The organism is Pseudomonas sp. M30-35 (assembly GCF_002163625.1).
In the GTDB taxonomy this organism is placed as follows: Bacteria; Pseudomonadota; Gammaproteobacteria; order Pseudomonadales; family Pseudomonadaceae; genus Aquipseudomonas.
The window spans coordinates 550211-565220 of the sequence record NZ_CP020892.1; the positions used below are offsets into that span (position 1 = coordinate 550211).

At 55.0% G+C, this 15010-nt stretch carries 14 protein-coding genes; 10 read left to right on the forward strand and 4 right to left on the reverse strand.

The window, feature by feature from the left end; all coding sequences use genetic code 11:
- Nucleotides 1-140 precede the first annotated feature (140 nt).
- The gene (gene fdhA, locus B9K09_RS02435; protein WP_087515357.1) at nt 141-1340 is read left to right on the forward strand and encodes a formaldehyde dehydrogenase, glutathione-independent; all 1200 of its coding nucleotides are present in this window, start codon (nt 141-143) and stop codon (nt 1338-1340) included.
- A 74-nt stretch (nt 1341-1414) separates the two neighbouring features.
- Here fdhA and B9K09_RS02440 read toward each other — a convergent pair whose 3' ends face one another.
- Nucleotides 1415-2311, reverse strand: coding sequence for an acyltransferase (locus tag B9K09_RS02440; protein WP_087515358.1), 897 nt, complete (start codon nt 2309-2311; stop codon nt 1415-1417).
- Between the two features lie 152 nt (nt 2312-2463).
- Here B9K09_RS02440 and B9K09_RS02445 point away from each other — a divergent pair, with 152 nt between their 5' ends.
- The 7 genes from B9K09_RS02445 to B9K09_RS02480 all read left to right on the forward strand — a co-directional run bounded on the left by B9K09_RS02445 (nt 2464) and on the right by B9K09_RS02480 (nt 10513).
- Entirely contained in the window at nt 2464-2985 is a 522-nt protein-coding gene (locus B9K09_RS02445) for an ATP-dependent zinc protease (protein WP_087515359.1), read from the forward strand.
- 340 nt (nt 2986-3325) lie between these two features.
- Nucleotides 3326-3982: a hypothetical protein gene (locus B9K09_RS02450; RefSeq protein WP_087515360.1), complete on the forward strand. Its 657-nt coding sequence runs from the start codon at nt 3326-3328 to the stop codon at nt 3980-3982.
- 295 nt (nt 3983-4277) lie between these two features.
- Entirely contained in the window at nt 4278-6308 is a 2031-nt protein-coding gene (locus B9K09_RS02455) for a methyl-accepting chemotaxis protein (RefSeq protein ID WP_087515361.1), read from the forward strand.
- Nucleotides 6309-6426: 118 nt separating this feature from the next.
- Nucleotides 6427-7116: a two-component system response regulator CreB gene (creB, locus tag B9K09_RS02460; protein WP_087515362.1), complete on the forward strand. Its 690-nt coding sequence runs from the start codon at nt 6427-6429 to the stop codon at nt 7114-7116.
- 22 nt (nt 7117-7138) lie between these two features.
- The gene (creC, locus tag B9K09_RS02465; protein WP_087515363.1) at nt 7139-8566 is read left to right on the forward strand and encodes a two-component system sensor histidine kinase CreC; all 1428 of its coding nucleotides are present in this window, start codon (nt 7139-7141) and stop codon (nt 8564-8566) included.
- A gap of 101 nt (nt 8567-8667) precedes the next feature.
- Nucleotides 8668-10020: a cell envelope integrity protein CreD gene (creD, locus tag B9K09_RS02470; RefSeq protein ID WP_087515364.1), complete on the forward strand. Its 1353-nt coding sequence runs from the start codon at nt 8668-8670 to the stop codon at nt 10018-10020.
- Nucleotides 10021-10210: 190 nt separating this feature from the next.
- On the forward strand, nt 10211-10513 hold the full coding sequence (locus tag B9K09_RS02480) for a hypothetical protein (RefSeq protein ID WP_087515366.1): 303 nt from the start codon (nt 10211-10213) through the stop codon (nt 10511-10513).
- 150 nt (nt 10514-10663) lie between these two features.
- Here B9K09_RS02480 and B9K09_RS02485 read toward each other — a convergent pair whose 3' ends face one another.
- A complete protein-coding gene (locus B9K09_RS02485) occupies nt 10664-11293 on the reverse strand; it encodes a glutathione S-transferase family protein (RefSeq protein ID WP_087515367.1) in 630 nt (209 codons plus the stop codon).
- 244 nt (nt 11294-11537) lie between these two features.
- On the opposite strand from B9K09_RS02485, the gene B9K09_RS02490 reads away from it, so the two are divergent.
- The gene (locus B9K09_RS02490; RefSeq protein ID WP_087515368.1) at nt 11538-11804 is read left to right on the forward strand and encodes a DUF4212 domain-containing protein; all 267 of its coding nucleotides are present in this window, start codon (nt 11538-11540) and stop codon (nt 11802-11804) included.
- A 10-nt stretch (nt 11805-11814) separates the two neighbouring features.
- Nucleotides 11815-13581 (forward strand): sodium:solute symporter family protein, encoded by a 1767-nt coding sequence (locus tag B9K09_RS02495; protein ID WP_087515369.1) that lies wholly within the window; start codon nt 11815-11817, stop codon nt 13579-13581.
- Between the two features lie 107 nt (nt 13582-13688).
- On the opposite strand, the gene B9K09_RS22640 is transcribed toward B9K09_RS02495, so the two are convergent.
- Together B9K09_RS22640 and B9K09_RS02500 are read right to left on the reverse strand one after the other, a co-directional pair.
- On the reverse strand, nt 13689-13862 hold the full coding sequence (locus B9K09_RS22640) for a hypothetical protein (RefSeq protein ID WP_177408627.1): 174 nt from the start codon (nt 13860-13862) through the stop codon (nt 13689-13691).
- The gene (locus tag B9K09_RS02500; RefSeq protein WP_087515370.1) at nt 13859-14989 is read right to left on the reverse strand and encodes a PepSY domain-containing protein; all 1131 of its coding nucleotides are present in this window, start codon (nt 14987-14989) and stop codon (nt 13859-13861) included. The genes B9K09_RS22640 and B9K09_RS02500 overlap by 4 nt, the downstream gene beginning before the upstream one ends.
- Nucleotides 14990-15010 lie beyond the last annotated feature (21 nt).

The following is a 15010-nucleotide window of genomic DNA, read 5'->3' on the forward strand; positions in this document are numbered from 1 at the left end:
CCTTAAGGGCTCGGTAAATGACTGTCCTGGTCGCGTATCGAAACTCTTTGTGAAGGCTTCAGCTGTTTCAAATGCTCCAGTGCAAAGCCGCGTGGCCGTTGGCTGCGCTTTTGTTTCGACAACAAGAAGGAGAGCAAACGATGTCTGATAATCGTGGTGTGGTGTATCTCGGTGCTGGCAAGGTCGAGGTGCAAAATATCGACTATCCGAAAATGCAGGATCCGCGCGGCAAGAAGATCGAGCACGGCGTCATCCTCAAAGTCATTTCAACCAATATTTGCGGCTCCGACCAGCACATGGTGCGTGGCCGTACGACTGCGCAAGTTGGCCTGGTGCTGGGCCATGAGATTACCGGTGAAGTTATCGAGAAAGGTCGCGATGTTGAGCACCTGAAAATCGGTGACCTGGTTTCGGTGCCTTTCAACGTAGCCTGCGGCCGCTGCCGCAGTTGTAAAGAACAACACACCGGCGTTTGCCTGACCGTCAACCCGGCGCGTGCCGGTGGCGCTTATGGCTATGTCGACATGGGTGACTGGACCGGTGGCCAGGCTGATTACGTGCTGGTGCCTTACGCTGATTTCAACCTGCTGAAATTGCCTGACCGCGATAAGGCAATGGAGAAAATTCGCGACCTGACTTGTCTTTCCGACATCCTGCCGACCGGTTATCACGGCGCCGTGACTGCCGGTGTGGGTCCCGGTAGCACGGTTTATGTCGCGGGTGCTGGGCCTGTGGGTTTGGCTGCGGCGGCCTCTGCGCGGCTGTTGGGCGCTGCGGTAGTGATTGTTGGCGATGTTAATCCGGTGCGTTTGGCGCATGCCAAGGCTCAGGGTTTTGAGATTGCCGACCTGTCGAAAGACACACCGCTGCACGAGCAAATTGCTGATCTGCTCGGCGAGCCGGAAGTCGATTGTGCAGTCGATGCGGTCGGTTTCGAGGCGCGCGGCCACGGTCATGCCGGTGCGCAACATGAAGCGCCCGCTACAGTGCTTAACTCGCTGATGGGCGTGGTGCGGGTGGCCGGTAAAATTGGTATTCCCGGCTTGTATGTAACTGAAGATCCGGGCGCGGTGGACGCTGCAGCGAAGATTGGTAGCCTGAGCATTCGCTTTGGTTTGGGCTGGGCTAAATCGCACAGCTTCCATACTGGGCAAACGCCGGTAATGAAGTACAACCGCCAGTTGATGCAGGCCATCATGTGGGATCGCATCAATATTGCTGAAGTGGTGGGCGTGCAGGTGATTACCCTTGATCAGGCGCCGCAGGGTTACGGTGAGTTCGATGCGGGTGTGCCGAAGAAATTCGTCATCGACCCGCACCGCTCGTTTAGCGCTGGTTAATCATTCAGCAATTGCTTGACCCAAGCTCGCCGTTCAAATCAACGGCGAGCTTTTTAGGTTCTGGGGGGTGGTATTTAGCGCTGCTGCAGCTCGCAGCGAATCTGCGCAATTCGCTCATCCTTGCGTTGCCACATCTCAGTTACCCAAGCCTGTACCAACTGACGAAACTGCTCATCGTTCTGGTAGTCGCCTTGATACAGCGCAGGGTCGAGATCAAGGGTTTGAATATCGATGATGACCTTCGGCACCTGGCCACTAAGCAAGGCCCAGAAGCCCGGAATCTGCTCACTTGGGTAAACCACGGTGACATCCAGCACCGCATCGAGTTGTTCGCCTAACGCGGCCAAAACGAATGCCACACCGCCCGCCTTGGGTTTTAGCAAATAGCGATAGGGCGATTGTTGTTGGGCCTGCTTCGCCGGGGTGCAGCGGGTGCCTTCGAGGTAGTTGACCACGGTAACTGGCAGGTCTTTAAATTTTTCACAGGCGCGCTTGGTGATCTCCAGGTCTTCGCCGCGGCGCTCCGGATGCTTGGCCAGATACGCCTTGGAGTAGCGGCGCATAAACGGGTAGTCCAGCGCCCAAAACGCCAGCCCAAGAAACGGCACCCAAATAAGCTGTTGCTTGAGGAAGAACTTGAAATACGGCGTTTTGCGGTTGAACGCTTGCACCAATGCCGGAATATCGACCCAAGACTGGTGGTTGCTGATGACCAAGTACGAGGTGGTCTTGTGCAACTGAGCATTGCCGCGAATATCCCACACGGTCGGCAGCAGGCTGGCGAAGATCAACTTGTTGATTTCAGCCCAGGTTTCAGCAACCCACATCACCCCACGCGAGCAACGTGCCTTAAGCGATGCGCCAGGCAGGATAAATTTGCCCAAGGCAATCAATAGCAGCGGGCCGATCAAAATCAGGGTGTTAAGCAGCAACAACAGGGTAACGCTCAGGCCAGTGAGCAAGCGGCGCATGGCAGCTCCTTGATATTCACAGTCGCCCATATCATAGGGTTGGCGCTGGCGCAGTCCAAGTAGTAGTGCGACATCTAGTCTCACAAATTGAGCAGAACCTCTATGGGTGGTCAGAGTCTGAGACAGCAGACATTTCATGGAGAACTAATGTTGTGAAGATTGTGATTGCGCTAACTGCACTATTGGCTTTGCCCGTTATGGCTGCAGATAAACCAGCTGCCGAGCTGAACACTTATGGTCGCTACGAGTTGGTAACGCTGCCGCAAATTGGTCAAACCCTGAAAGCCAAGATGGACACTGGTGCGATGACGGCGTCCTTGTCAGCCAAGGATATTGAGCGCTTCAAGCGTGATGGCGGTGAGTGGGTTCGCTTTCGTCTAGCCACTAAAGATGCTGACGATACTCTGTATGAACAGCCTTTGGCGCGCATTACCGAAATCAAAAATCGTGCTGAAGAGGGCGCTGATGTGACAGCCAGCAGCCCTTCGACCACAGAGCGGCCGGTGGTCAATCTTGAGGTTTGCGTGGGTCATCAATCACGCACCGTCGAAGTCAACCTGACAGACCGGACGCACTTTGATTATCCATTGCTGATCGGTGCCAGCGCGATTCGTAAGCTCGACGCGGCAATCAACCCAGCCGAGCGCTACACCGTCGAACGCCCAGAGTGCTGAGTGCGTAGGGTGTGACAACGCGAAGCTTGTCCACCAAGTGTGGTACATCGATGAGCCACCAACTCAGACGCATGTAGCCAGCAGTGGCGGATGAAAAAGCGTGATCCGCCCTGCGGCTCTTACGATTGGTGTTATTAGGGGTTTGAGACTTGCAGGCGAGTGTTCTATGTTGTCGGTATAACAATACTGACAGCTCATCCGAACTGAGTTGTTGACCGTATACAAGGATGACTCAGGTGCAACAGCAACGCGTACAAAACCTCTCTCCGGGCGGGCTCTTGTTCTAGTGTCGGCAGCATCGGGTATCAGGGCCAGGGGGGCTGCCCTTTGGCGTATTGCTGTGCTTGCCGTGCTGAGCCTGAACCTGCTCGCTTGCAGCGGTAAGCCGCTTCAACTGCGCAGTGTCGCCAAGACCGATATCGACATGGTTGTCGATATGCACTGGCGCACCATCGACCAAAGCCTGATTGTGTTGATGGGTAAACTCTACGAACGCAATCCTGACGAACTCTACAAGACCCCTAACGCAACCATTCTTTCCCGTCAGCAGCAGTTGTGGGCGACACCGCTCAATCAACAAACCGCCTACCTCGGTAAAGATGAGTTGTCGACGATGGATGTTGCCCTCGATGTGCGCTTTCAGGGCGATCGCGTTTACGCAGTAATGGCCGGTCTGCGCGGCATGCTTAGCCGGTCCTACGGTTATATCGATGACTTTTATTTGTTCGATACCCCTGACCAGCAGGCGCTTTACAACAGCGCACGCAATGTTGAAATTCTGGTCTGGCGGTTAAAGCATCGGTTGGATTCCAGCGGCACGCGTCTGCTCTTCACCAATGGTTTTGACAAACCACCTTATAACCTCAGTTTCGAGCGTTTATTCGGCAAGATCATCGCATATCAAGACATGATGGCGAGCATCACCTCTGAGCGTTCCCAGCGCAGCATAAATTATGCGACGCACAGCATATTGAGACTGGCTTTCCTGCCGATATAGCTATTAGGATCCTCTGAAAAACTACTGCGCTAGATATTACTGGGGCAGCCCTTGCTGCGTTAAAAAGCTGCTCAAAATGCTCATTTACAGCACGTAAAGTCGTGCGCGACCCCGGTCGTTTTTCGCATTTTTTGCCTTGTACTATCGTCGCTCGCTACCTTTTTCAGGTGCTCCTTCGCCGAGTGTTACGACCAACAGCCCTGTAGTGGCACGTTGGCATCGGCGTATTTCTTGCTTGAACATTACCTTGTTGCGCTTGCCACTGAGCGTGCATTAAGTGTTTTGAGGTGTCGTCATGACTGCAGTACTCAAGCCGGGCGTAAGTTTGCTCGAGCGTTTTAGCTTTGCCCGAAAATTCCTGATCCTCGCTGTCTTGTTTATATTGCCGCTGACCTATGCCTTGTGGGCTATATGGTCTGAGCATGTGGCAGGCCAGCGCCTGATTGAACACCAGATCAAAGGTCTCCACGATATCCAAACGCTGGCGCAGGTTCAGCGCGAGGTGCTTGAGCAGCGCACTTTATTGGCGCGCTGGAAAGGCACCGATGATGCTGCACAAGCATTGTTGCGCAACCGCGAAGGCAAGCTTGATGAGGCGCTGAAACAAGCTGCTGAGCAATTGTCGGGCTCGAAAATGTCCAGCCAGGCAACTGAGCTGTTGCAGACCTTGCAGGCCGACCGCAGCCGTTTGGCCGTGGCCGAGCTGGGTAATATTGCGTTACCTGATGCGTTGGAACGTTACCAAATGAATCTCCAGCACCTCACCGCGCTTCGGGAGCAGATCGCTACTGACAGCGGGATGATTCTGGACCCTAATCTCGACACCTACTTGATGATGGAGCAGCTGACATACACGCTGCCGCGCTTGCTTGAGAATCTTGCCAGCTTTGCCAGTCGTGGTTATGGCGCGGTAGTTTCTGAGCATTTCACCTTGCAAAGCCGCGTGGGTATTCGTGATTTGCGGCGCAGCATTGATGAGTCGAGTGCGCAGTTGCTCAAAGCGCATAACACCTTGCAGCGTACAGCTCCTGAATCGATGAGTAACTTACAGGAACCTTTCGAGACTGCTGAGCAAGGCATCGGTTTGTTCTTGAAAGAGATTGACCGCGATATGTTCGACGCCAATCCGATGACGTTGACGCCCGCGCAATTTATTCAGCGAATCGAAGTGTTGCAGCAGCACTTGCTCAATCTTCAGCAAGCGCAGACTCAGCAGTTTGAGCGGAGCCAACAGGCCTACCAGCAGGTTGCAAGGATGCGCATGCTCAACGTTGTCTTGATTTTTGCTCTGCTAACCTTCGCCGCCCTTTATGGCTTGGTGTGCCTGAACTGGTCAATTCGGCGCAGTGCCAGCGAGATTATCGATGCCGCACAGGGGCTGCGTGACGGTGATTTGTGTGTGCAGATGCAGGTTTACGGTAAAGATGAGCTGGCACAAATAGCATTAGCGCTGAATACCGCAGTGGTTCAACTGCGGGGTTCGCTGCAGGGTGTTAATCATGAAAGTCAGGGGGTGGGCGGCACTGTCCAGGTGCTGAGTCATCAAGCGCAAAACTCCTTGCAGGCCGTTGAACGTCAGCAAGGCCAGATGAGCCAAATCGCTGCTGCCGCTACGCAAATGGCGGCTACCGCGCAAAGTGTTGCGCAGAGCTGCGAGGAGGCTGCAGTCGAGGCCGTGCAAACTCAGGAAGTGGCTAATCAAAGTAACCAGCGCAGTGAGCGCACCAGTTCCAGCATGCGTCAGCTCAGTGCGCGCTTAGGGGATAGCTCGACAACTCTAAAGCAGTTGCAGCAGCAAACGGAGCAAATCACCCGCGTGGTTGATGTGATCAAGGGTATCGCTGAGCAGACCAATTTGCTGGCGCTCAATGCGGCAATTGAAGCGGCGCGGGCGGGTGAGCAAGGCCGCGGCTTTGCGGTAGTCGCCGATGAAGTTCGCAGCCTGTCGCAGCGCACCCAGAACTCCACCGCGGAAATTGCACAGACCGTTGCCGATTTACATAAGGTCGTCGGTGAGTCTGTTGAAATGATGGAGCAGGCCGTGGCTCAGGCTGAGGGTGATGTCAGCAGTGTGCTGGCGATGAGTGATGACCTCAGCGGGATTGTCGAGTCGGTACAACGCGTGAGTGATCGCCTGGCGCAAATTGCCACGGCAGCCGAGGAGCAAGCTGCTACAGCGGATGAGGTCAGCGCTAATATCCAGCAGGTTGATCAGGACACCAGTACCTTGCTCGACGGTGCGCAAGCGGTGAGTCAGGCCTCGGAGCAATTGCGCTTGGGCAGCCAGGAACTGGCGCAGAATACCGGGCGCTTTCGTTTGGGTTAAAGCGTAATCAGTGCGCATGCTCGGGGGGCAAAAATAGCATCTCGAACATGTGCCAGCTTGACGCTGTTGAGCGCCTGTCGCAGTCTTCCTGCCGAGACCGCCAATACGCAGGACGCCAATGCCGCACATTCTGATTGTCGAAGACGAAGTCGCGATTGCTGATACGCTGATCTATGCCCTGCAATCTGAAGGCTTTACCACCACTTGGCTGGCATTGGGACAGGCGGCTCTTGAGGCGGTGCAACAGGCTGAGCCTGACCTGTTGATCCTGGATGTCGGCTTGCCTGACATGAGCGGTTTTGAGGTGTGTAAAAAACTGCGCAGGATGTCTGAGGTGCCGGTGATCTTTCTCACCGCGCGTAACGCTGAGATAGACCGCGTGGTGGGGTTGGAAATTGGTGCTGACGATTATGTAGTCAAGCCCTTTAGTCCGCGTGAGGTTGCCGCGCGGGTCAAGGCGATTCTGAAACGGGTCGCGCCCCGTAACGTTGCCAGCAGCGCATCGGTACTGCGCTATCACAGCTTTGAGCTAGATACCCAGCGGGTACAAGTACATTACTTTGGGCAACTATTGAGCCTGACCCGGCACGAGTTCAAGTTGCTGAATGTGCTGCTTGAATACCCGGAACGGGTGTTCTCGCGCGAGCAATTACTCGATGGGCTTGGCGTCGCAGTTGACTCGGGCTATGAGCGCAATATCGACAGCCACATCAAAAGCCTGCGCGCAAAACTGAGGCAGGTGAATGCCAGTTATGATCCGATCCAGACCCATCGCGGCTTAGGCTACAGCCTCAGGTGTGAGGTTTGATGATGGGCAAAGGTAAAGACTGATGCCCATCGCGATTCGCATATTCCTGGTGTATTTCTTGTTTGTCGGGTTGTCCGGCTGGTTCGTGCTGAGCACGGTCATGGACGAAATTCGGCCCGGTGTGCGCCAGTCCACCGAGGAAACCCTGGTCGATACTGCCAATCTGCTGGCAGAAGTACTGCGCGAAGATGTGCAGGCTGGCAGGCTCAGTCAGAGCCGCTGGCCACAGTTGCTTAAAGCTTATGGAATACGCTCGCCTAGCGCCGAGATCTGGGGCGTGCAGAAAACCCAGGTTAACCACCGTATCTATGTCACCGATGACAAAGGCATTGTCTTGCTCGATTCCACGGGGCAAGCGGTGGGTCAGGATTACTCGCGTTGGAATGATGTCTACCGAACTTTGCGCGGCCAATACGGCGCACGCTCAACCCGTGAAGACCCAAATGATCCTGAAAGTTCGGTGATGTATGTCGCGGCGCCGATCAAGGAGGGGCAACGGATTATCGGCGTCGTCACGGTGGCCAAGCCCAATCAGACCTTGCAGCCGTACATCGAGCGCTCACAGCGGCGTCTTTCCTGGCTTGGCTACGGCTTGATTGCCCTCGGTTTGCTGGTCGGAGGCTTACTCAGTTGGTGGTTGAGTTCATCGCTGCGCCAACTGACGCGCTATGCGCAGGCGGTGAGTGAGGGGCGGCGTGCCGAGTTGCCGCGCATGCCGGGCGGTGAAATGACCCAACTGGCCCTGGCAGTTGAACGCATGCGCACCGAACTTGAGGGCAAAGCCTATGTTGAGCGTTATGTGCATACCTTGACCCACGAACTGAAAAGCCCGCTGGCGGCGATTCGCGGTGCGGCTGAGCTATTGGATGAAGACCCGCCGAGCGATTCGCGCAAACGCTTTATCAGCAATATCAGTCAGGAAAGCACGCGCTTGCAGCAGTTGATCGAACGGCTGCTGCACTTGGCTCAGGTTGAGCAAATGCAAGCCTTGGAGGAGCGCGTCAAGGTGCCATTGGCCGAGTTGCTGGAATCACTGCTGCAAGCGCAGGCGCCTGCGATTGAGCAGGCCAAGATACGCGTTGATTTGGTAGCGGCTCCAGACCTTGTATTGCTGGGTGAGCGTTTTTTGCTGCGCCAAGCCTTGGCTAATATTCTCGATAATGCGCTGGCGTTCAGTCCTGCTCATGGTTCGATTTCTATCAAGGCTGAGCGTTGTCAACAGGGCGTGCAGATCCGCTTTTTCAATCAAGGTGAGGCGATTCCTGAGTACGCGCTTGAGCGGCTGACCGAGCGTTTCTACTCACTGCCACGGCCGCAAACCGGGCGTAAAAGTACCGGGCTGGGTTTGAATTTCGTTGAGGAAGTCATCGAGTTGCATGACGGCCAACTGCATATCGCCAATGTTGAGGATGGCGTTGAGGTCAGGGTATTGCTACCGCTCGCCCGGTAAGCCAGCACGCAAACTCCACAGGCTCTCCACATTGGCTCCATAAAGCCACCACATCCATCGCGCAGAGTTCCTCCATCAACCCACGCATGGAGAGCTGCACCATGAATCGTCCCCTGTTGTTCAAGCTGGGCACCATCGCCCTGTTAGTTGTGCTGTTGTTTATACCGTTATTGATGATCGACAATCTGGTCAGTGACCGGCAATACCAGCGTGATCGGGTGGTAGATGACATCGCCCGCAGTTCCAGCTTTGCTCAGCAACTGACCGGGCCGGTTCTGGTCGTGCCTTATACCCAAGCCAAGCGCGGCTGGAAAACCAACAAAAAAACCGGCGAGCGTTATTGGGAAGAATGGCAAGTGCGCGGGCGCCTGTATTTTCTACCTGAGCAGTTCAGTCTCAATGGTTCGATGCGCACTGAATTGCGTAGCCGCGGGATCTACCAAGCTCGCCTATACCACAGCGATAACCGCATCAGTGGCGCGTTCAACCTGCCCGCCAACTATGACGTGAGCGAAAAGCTCGAAGACTACAGCTTCGAGCAGCCATTTCTTTCGGTGGGTATCAGTGATATCCGCGGTATCAACAACGACCTCAAGCTAGAGCTTAATAATCAGCGACTGAGTTTTCAGCCCGGCAGTGGTGAGCCGATACTTGGCAGCGGTGTGCATGTGCCTTTGCCCGCATTGAATGTGGCTGAGCAGCAAACGCTTAACTTTGCCTTTGATCTCAAGTTGCAAGGTACCGGTAGTCTGCATGTCACACCGATTGGTCGTGACAGCCTGGTTGAGCTGTCATCGGATTGGCCGCACCCAAGTTTTAGCGGGCTCTATCTGCCGACTGAGCGCTCGGTGAGTGCCCAAGGGTTCAAGGCCAAGTGGCACACCAGTTTCTTTGCCACCAATATGCAAGAAACCTTGGCGGGCTGCCGTTCGGGTGGCGAGTGCCGAGCCCTGATGTCACGCAGCATGGGCGTGAGCTTTGTCGATCCGGTTGATCATTACCTCAAGGCTGAGCGCTCGGTTAAATACGCCTTGCTGTTTATCACCCTGACCTTCGCTGTGTTCTTTCTCTTTGAAGTGCTCAAGCGCATGGCTGTCCACCCGATGCAGTACGCCTTGGTTGGCCTGTCGCTGGCGTTGTTTTACTTGCTCCTGATCTCGCTCTCGGAGCACATCGGCTTTGCCTTGGCCTACTCAATCTCAGCCACTGCCTGTGTGGCGTTGATTAGTTTCTATGTCAGCTACGTATTGCGCAGCGTCACGCGGGGCATTGGTTTTGGCCTGCTGCTTGGCATGCTCTACGCCATGCTTTATGGCCTGCTCAGCGCCGAGGACTACGCATTGCTGATGGGCTCGATACTGGTTTTCGCGGTACTCGGCTGCTTTATGGTGCTGACCCGTAACCTCGACTGGTACGGCGTCGGTAAGAGTTCTGTAGCAAGCCCCGCCAAATAGGGAACCTCTGAAAAACTACTGCGCTCGATATTACTGCGTTAAAAAACTGCTCAAAATGCTCATTTACAATACGTAAACTCCGCTTTTTCGCAGTTTTTTGCCTTGTACTCTCGTCGCTCGCTACCTTTTTCAGCAGGTCCCTAATCAAGCTGCGGCGCGGGCATCCCGCGCCGCTTACGGAGTGTCGAGCATGCGAATCTTTATGCGTTTTTCTCTGTGTTGTTTTCTGGGGGCGGTTCTCAGCCTCTTTTTGCTGATTGGCCTGATGTTCTTGAGGCGCTTTGACCTGATTGGTGGCCTGACATTGACCGGTACACCACTGAGTTGGCTGGTCTTGAGCACATTGCCGGCTGATTTCCTGAGTAACCTGACGGGTGTCGCCAATGCACCGAACAACCCTTCGGTGCAGTCTTTTACCCAACTTTGCGCCGCGCTTGGGCAGTTGGCATTGTTGTTAGGTAGCGGTTTTTATTATTTCTGGTATCACCGGTGAGCGGGCATGTCGGCTTGCGCGAGGATGCACGTTACGGGGCCCGGCTGGCTCGGCAGATTGCCCTGTTGTTTGCACCTTCGGTCAAGTGCTTGTTGCAGGCCAAAGCGGCCCAGCGCACGGGTGAATACCACGGAGTCAAGCGGGCTTGTCTCAGGCCGGCGGCTGAGTGCTGAGCATCGATTCGCGCTGGCTGATTTCGGCGTACCAACTGGCTAAGCGAGGAAAACGCTCGCGCCATCCGAGTTGCGGTTGGCGAAAGTCCAGATAGCCCAGCGCGCAGGCAATACTGATTGAGGCGATATCAAAGCGTTGCAATTGACCGGTATCGGCTTGGGTTTCCAGCTCAGTTAATACCCGCTCAATTTTCTCTTGCTGGGCGTCCAGCCATGTCGGCCAGTGCAGCTCTGGTGGACGCAGAAACGTTTCATAGCGGATCAAAATGGCTGCGTCGAGCAGTGCATCAGCCAGCGAGGCCAGAGCCAGGCGCTGCCAGCGCTTCGGGCCTTCACGGGGAATCAGCGGCTCGCCACTGTGCTGGTGGTCGAGATAGTCAAGAATCACCCGGCTGTCATGCAAGGTATCGCCATTGGCCAGTTCGAGCGCTGGAATCTTGCCGGAAGGGTTGCGCGCAATGACTTCACCGCTGGGTGTTACCGGGCTGAGCTGAACATCGAAAAGTTCGACTGTTGGCAGTTGCCGAGTCTCTTGCAGGAGCACGATTACCTTGCGCGCGAAGGGTGAGGCTGGCGAGTAAAACAGGGTCATGTTCTTGCCGGGCATGGGCCTAACTCCAGGACTTTGAGTGATACGTCACGGTAACTGCTTATTTTGATAAGCGGCGCAGTATACGACCTTGGTCTTGGGTGCACAGAACAACTGCGTGGTGGATGTGCTGTATGCCCTATAAACAGTGAGGTGTGGTATGCAGCCTGACTGCACTCGACCAAAGTCTCACTGGCGCTTACGCCCTGTACTGCTAAGTTGCAGGTGTCAAAACAACAAAAACAATTGAGGAGAACCTCACATGTCTGCTTCTAAGCAAGAGGCTGCGAAAGCCTACTGGAAGGACAACCTACGGCTGATGTTGACGCTGTTGGTTATCTGGTTTGTGGTGTCATTCGGCTGCGGTATTTTGTTCGTTGATGAGCTTAATGCCATTCAGTTCTTCGGATTCCCTCTGGGTTTCTGGTTTGCCCAGCAAGGGTCCATCTATGTATTTGTGGCGATGATTTTCTTCTACGTCTGGAAGATGAATCAGTACGACCGCAAACACGACGTCCACGAAGACTGAGGCGCCGACAATGGATACCCAAACTCTGATTTATCTGTTTGTCGGTGCAACCTTTGCACTGTACATCGGTATCGCCATCTGGACCCGTGCCGGGTCTACCAGCGAATACTACGTTGCCAGTAAAGGCGTTCACCCAGTTCTCAACGGTATGGCCACAGGCGCCGACTGGATGTCTGCGGCTTCGTTTATCTCGATGGCGGGGATTATTTCCTTCACCGGCTTCGACGGCAGTGTTTACTTGATGGGCTGGACCGGTGGTTACGTGCTCTTGGCTATGTGCCTGGCGCCGTACCTGCGTAAGTTCGGCAAATTCACCGTGCCTGAGTTTATCGGCGAGCGTTACTACTCGCAGACCGCTCGTGTGGTCGCGGTAATCTGCGTGATCTTCATCTCCTTCACCTACGTAGCCGGCCAAATGCGCGGCGTGGGTATCGTCTTCTCGCGTTACCTGGAAGTCGATATCAATACCGGTGTAATCATCGGCATGTGCATCGTGTTCTTCTACTCCGTGCTCGGCGGTATGAAGGGCATCACCTACACGCAGGTGGCGCAATATTGCGTGATGATCTTCGCCTACATGGTGCCAGCGATCTACATTTCGATGCTGATCACCGGCAATCCAATCCCGCAGCTGGGCTTTGGTAGCGAAGTAATCGGCACAGGCCAATCGGTCCTTGAGCGTCTTAACGGTCTGGGTACTGAGTTGGGCTTTGGCGTCTACACCGATGGCAGCAAGTCGACTATCGACGTGTTCTTCATCACCATGGCGCTGATGGTGGGTACTGCGGGTCTGCCGCACGTAATTGTGCGCTTCTTCACCACCCCAACTGTACGTGCAGCGCGTCAATCTGCTGGTTACGCACTGCTGTTTATCGCCATCCTGTACACCACTGCTCCAGCTGTTGCTGCGTTTGCTCGCACCAACTTGCTGACTACCATTCCAGGCATTGAATACAGTAATGCGCCTGAGTGGGTGAAAAATTGGGAGAAGTCCGGTCTGATCGCTTGGCTCGACAAGAATGGCGACGGCAAGATTCAGTACGGTCCAGGTGCTCCGTTTGCTGGCGCACCAAGCTTCTCGGCTGAAACCGGTGCTCATGGCGAGCGTCAGGTCACCAATGCACCGACTGATGCGGCCACCGAGTTTTACGTTGACCGCGACATCATGGTTCTGGCTAACCCAGAAATCGCTAACCTGCCAGGCTGGGTAATCGCGTTGATTGCTGCGGGTGGTTTGGCGGCTGCGTTGTCGACTGCTGCTGGTTTGCTGTTGGTTATCTCGACGTCTATTTCGCATGACTTGCTGAAGAGCAACATCATGCCGAATATTAGCGAGAAGAAAGAACTGTTGGCCGCACGTATCGCCGCAGGTGTTGCGGTAATTGTGGCAGGCCTGTTCGGGATTTACCCGCCCGCGTTTGTGGCGCAGGTGGTGGCATTTGCCTTCGGGCTTGCCGCAGCATCGTTCTTCCCAGCCATCGTCATGGGGATTTTCTCCAAGAAGATGAACAAGGAAGGTGCGATCGCCGGCATGATTGTGGGCTTGACGTTCACCTTCAGCTACATCGTTTACTACAAGTTCATTGACCCGACTGCTGGTGCTGCTGACTGGTGGTTTGGTATCTCGCCGGAAGGCATTGGTACCTTGGGCATGCTCTTCAACTTCGTAGTTGCGGTGGCTGTAGCCTCTGTTACCAGTGCGCCACCAGAGCGTATCCAACACTTGATCGAAGACATCCGTGTCCCACGTGGTGCGGGCGCAGCAATCGATCACTAAGTTGTAAGCGCGGTACTGCACGCTGGCCTGGTGCTAGCGTGCAGCAAATAAAAAATCCGACACCCTCACAGGTGTCGGATTTTTTTATGGCGTCTGTTTAGCGGGTGTCACTGTCGTTGGCGAAATACTAGTGGCCAACACCCAAGGATCGAGGGAATACCCAGCCCCAGCCACGCGACCCAGTCCCACATGCCGTCACCAAGCAGGGCGCAGAACAAGCCGAGGATGCTGAGTAAGCCAATGACGAGGGGCAGGGCAAAGGTTGATTGCTTCCACCTCATGCGGTGACCTCAGTGCTATTTGTGCGATTGGCAACGCCATAGCGTCGCACCCACCACAGATACAAGCCGCTGATCAGTACGATAATGGTCAGTACATCAAGTACCGCCCATAAAATCTGCATGGGCCGCCCGCCGTAATCACCAAAGTGCAGTGGTTGCGACATCGACAGTGCATCCATGTACCACGGGCGCTCAGCGACTGCGGTGACTTCAAGCGTGCGCGCATCGATCAATACAGGTGTCCACAGGTGTGCAGTGAGGTGCGTTGAACCCTTCATAAACACGCTGTAATGGTGCTCGCTGGAAAAGCGTGTACCGGGAAACGCGATGAAATCAGGTTGCATGCCCGGTGTGGCTTGCTGGGCGATACTTATCACGTTATTGGCTGATGCGCGCTCGGTCAGCGGCGGTGCATCACGATAAGGCTCGACTAATGCGGTGAGTGCATCATTGCGCCAGGCGCTGATCAATATATCGGCGCAAGCGCTGATCACCCCTGTGGTGCCAACCACGATGGCCCACGTCAGTGTGACAATACCAATCAGGTTATGCAGATCAAGCCAGCGCGCCCGTGTGGACCGCTGATGGCGCACAGTGGCGAACTCAAGCCGGCGCATAAATGGTGCATACAACACCGTTCCCGAGACGAGCGCGACAATAAATAGCAGCCCCATAAACGCCAGTAGCAGTTTGCCGGGCAAGCCTGCAAACATATCCACATGCAAGCGCAGGATAAACATCAGCACGCCGCCATTAGCCGCGGGCATTGCTACGGCTTCTCCGGTGCGCGCATCGAGCATAAAGGTGTGTGAGGAGTTGGGTTCGGTGCCCGCGGTGGCAGCAGTAATGGCGATCACGCCATTGCTGTCATCTTCGTCGTAGCCGATGTACTGGATGACTTCACCTGGGCGGTTGCTTTCAGCTTTATCGACCAACTGTTGCAGGCTTAGGTGCGGTGTATCCGCCGGCATTTCACGCAGTTGCGGCGCCTCGCCGAGTAGATGCTCCAGCTCATGGTGAAAAATCAGCGGCAGGCCGGTAAGGGCCAGCATGAGTAAGAATGCGGTGCAAATCAGGCTGGTCCAGGTGTGTATTTGTGACCAGCGTTTAATGGTGGTGCTGCGCATAACAGGGGTCCATCAAAATGA

What these genes read in the sequence shown, in the direction of transcription:
- creB (WP_087515362.1), top strand. Translation starts at nt 6,427, where the DNA reads ATGCCGCACATTCTGATTGTCGAAGACGAAGTCGCGATTGCTGATACG.
- creC (WP_087515363.1), top strand. Translation starts at nt 7,139, where the DNA reads ATGCCCATCGCGATTCGCATATTCCTGGTGTATTTCTTGTTTGTCGGG.
- B9K09_RS02480 (WP_087515366.1), top strand. Translation starts at nt 10,211, where the DNA reads ATGCGAATCTTTATGCGTTTTTCTCTGTGTTGTTTTCTGGGGGCGGTT.
- B9K09_RS02485 (WP_087515367.1), bottom strand. Translation starts at nt 11,293, where the DNA reads ATGCCCGGCAAGAACATGACCCTGTTTTACTCGCCAGCCTCACCCTTC.
- B9K09_RS02440 (WP_087515358.1), bottom strand. Translation starts at nt 2,311, where the DNA reads ATGCGCCGCTTGCTCACTGGCCTGAGCGTTACCCTGTTGTTGCTGCTT.
- B9K09_RS02490 (WP_087515368.1), top strand. Translation starts at nt 11,538, where the DNA reads ATGTCTGCTTCTAAGCAAGAGGCTGCGAAAGCCTACTGGAAGGACAAC.
- B9K09_RS22640 (WP_177408627.1), bottom strand. Translation starts at nt 13,862, where the DNA reads ATGAGGTGGAAGCAATCAACCTTTGCCCTGCCCCTCGTCATTGGCTTA.
- B9K09_RS02455 (WP_087515361.1), top strand. Translation starts at nt 4,278, where the DNA reads ATGACTGCAGTACTCAAGCCGGGCGTAAGTTTGCTCGAGCGTTTTAGC.
- fdhA (WP_087515357.1), top strand. Translation starts at nt 141, where the DNA reads ATGTCTGATAATCGTGGTGTGGTGTATCTCGGTGCTGGCAAGGTCGAG.
- B9K09_RS02500 (WP_087515370.1), bottom strand. Translation starts at nt 14,989, where the DNA reads ATGCGCAGCACCACCATTAAACGCTGGTCACAAATACACACCTGGACC.
- creD (WP_087515364.1), top strand. Translation starts at nt 8,668, where the DNA reads ATGAATCGTCCCCTGTTGTTCAAGCTGGGCACCATCGCCCTGTTAGTT.
- B9K09_RS02495 (WP_087515369.1), top strand. Translation starts at nt 11,815, where the DNA reads ATGGATACCCAAACTCTGATTTATCTGTTTGTCGGTGCAACCTTTGCA.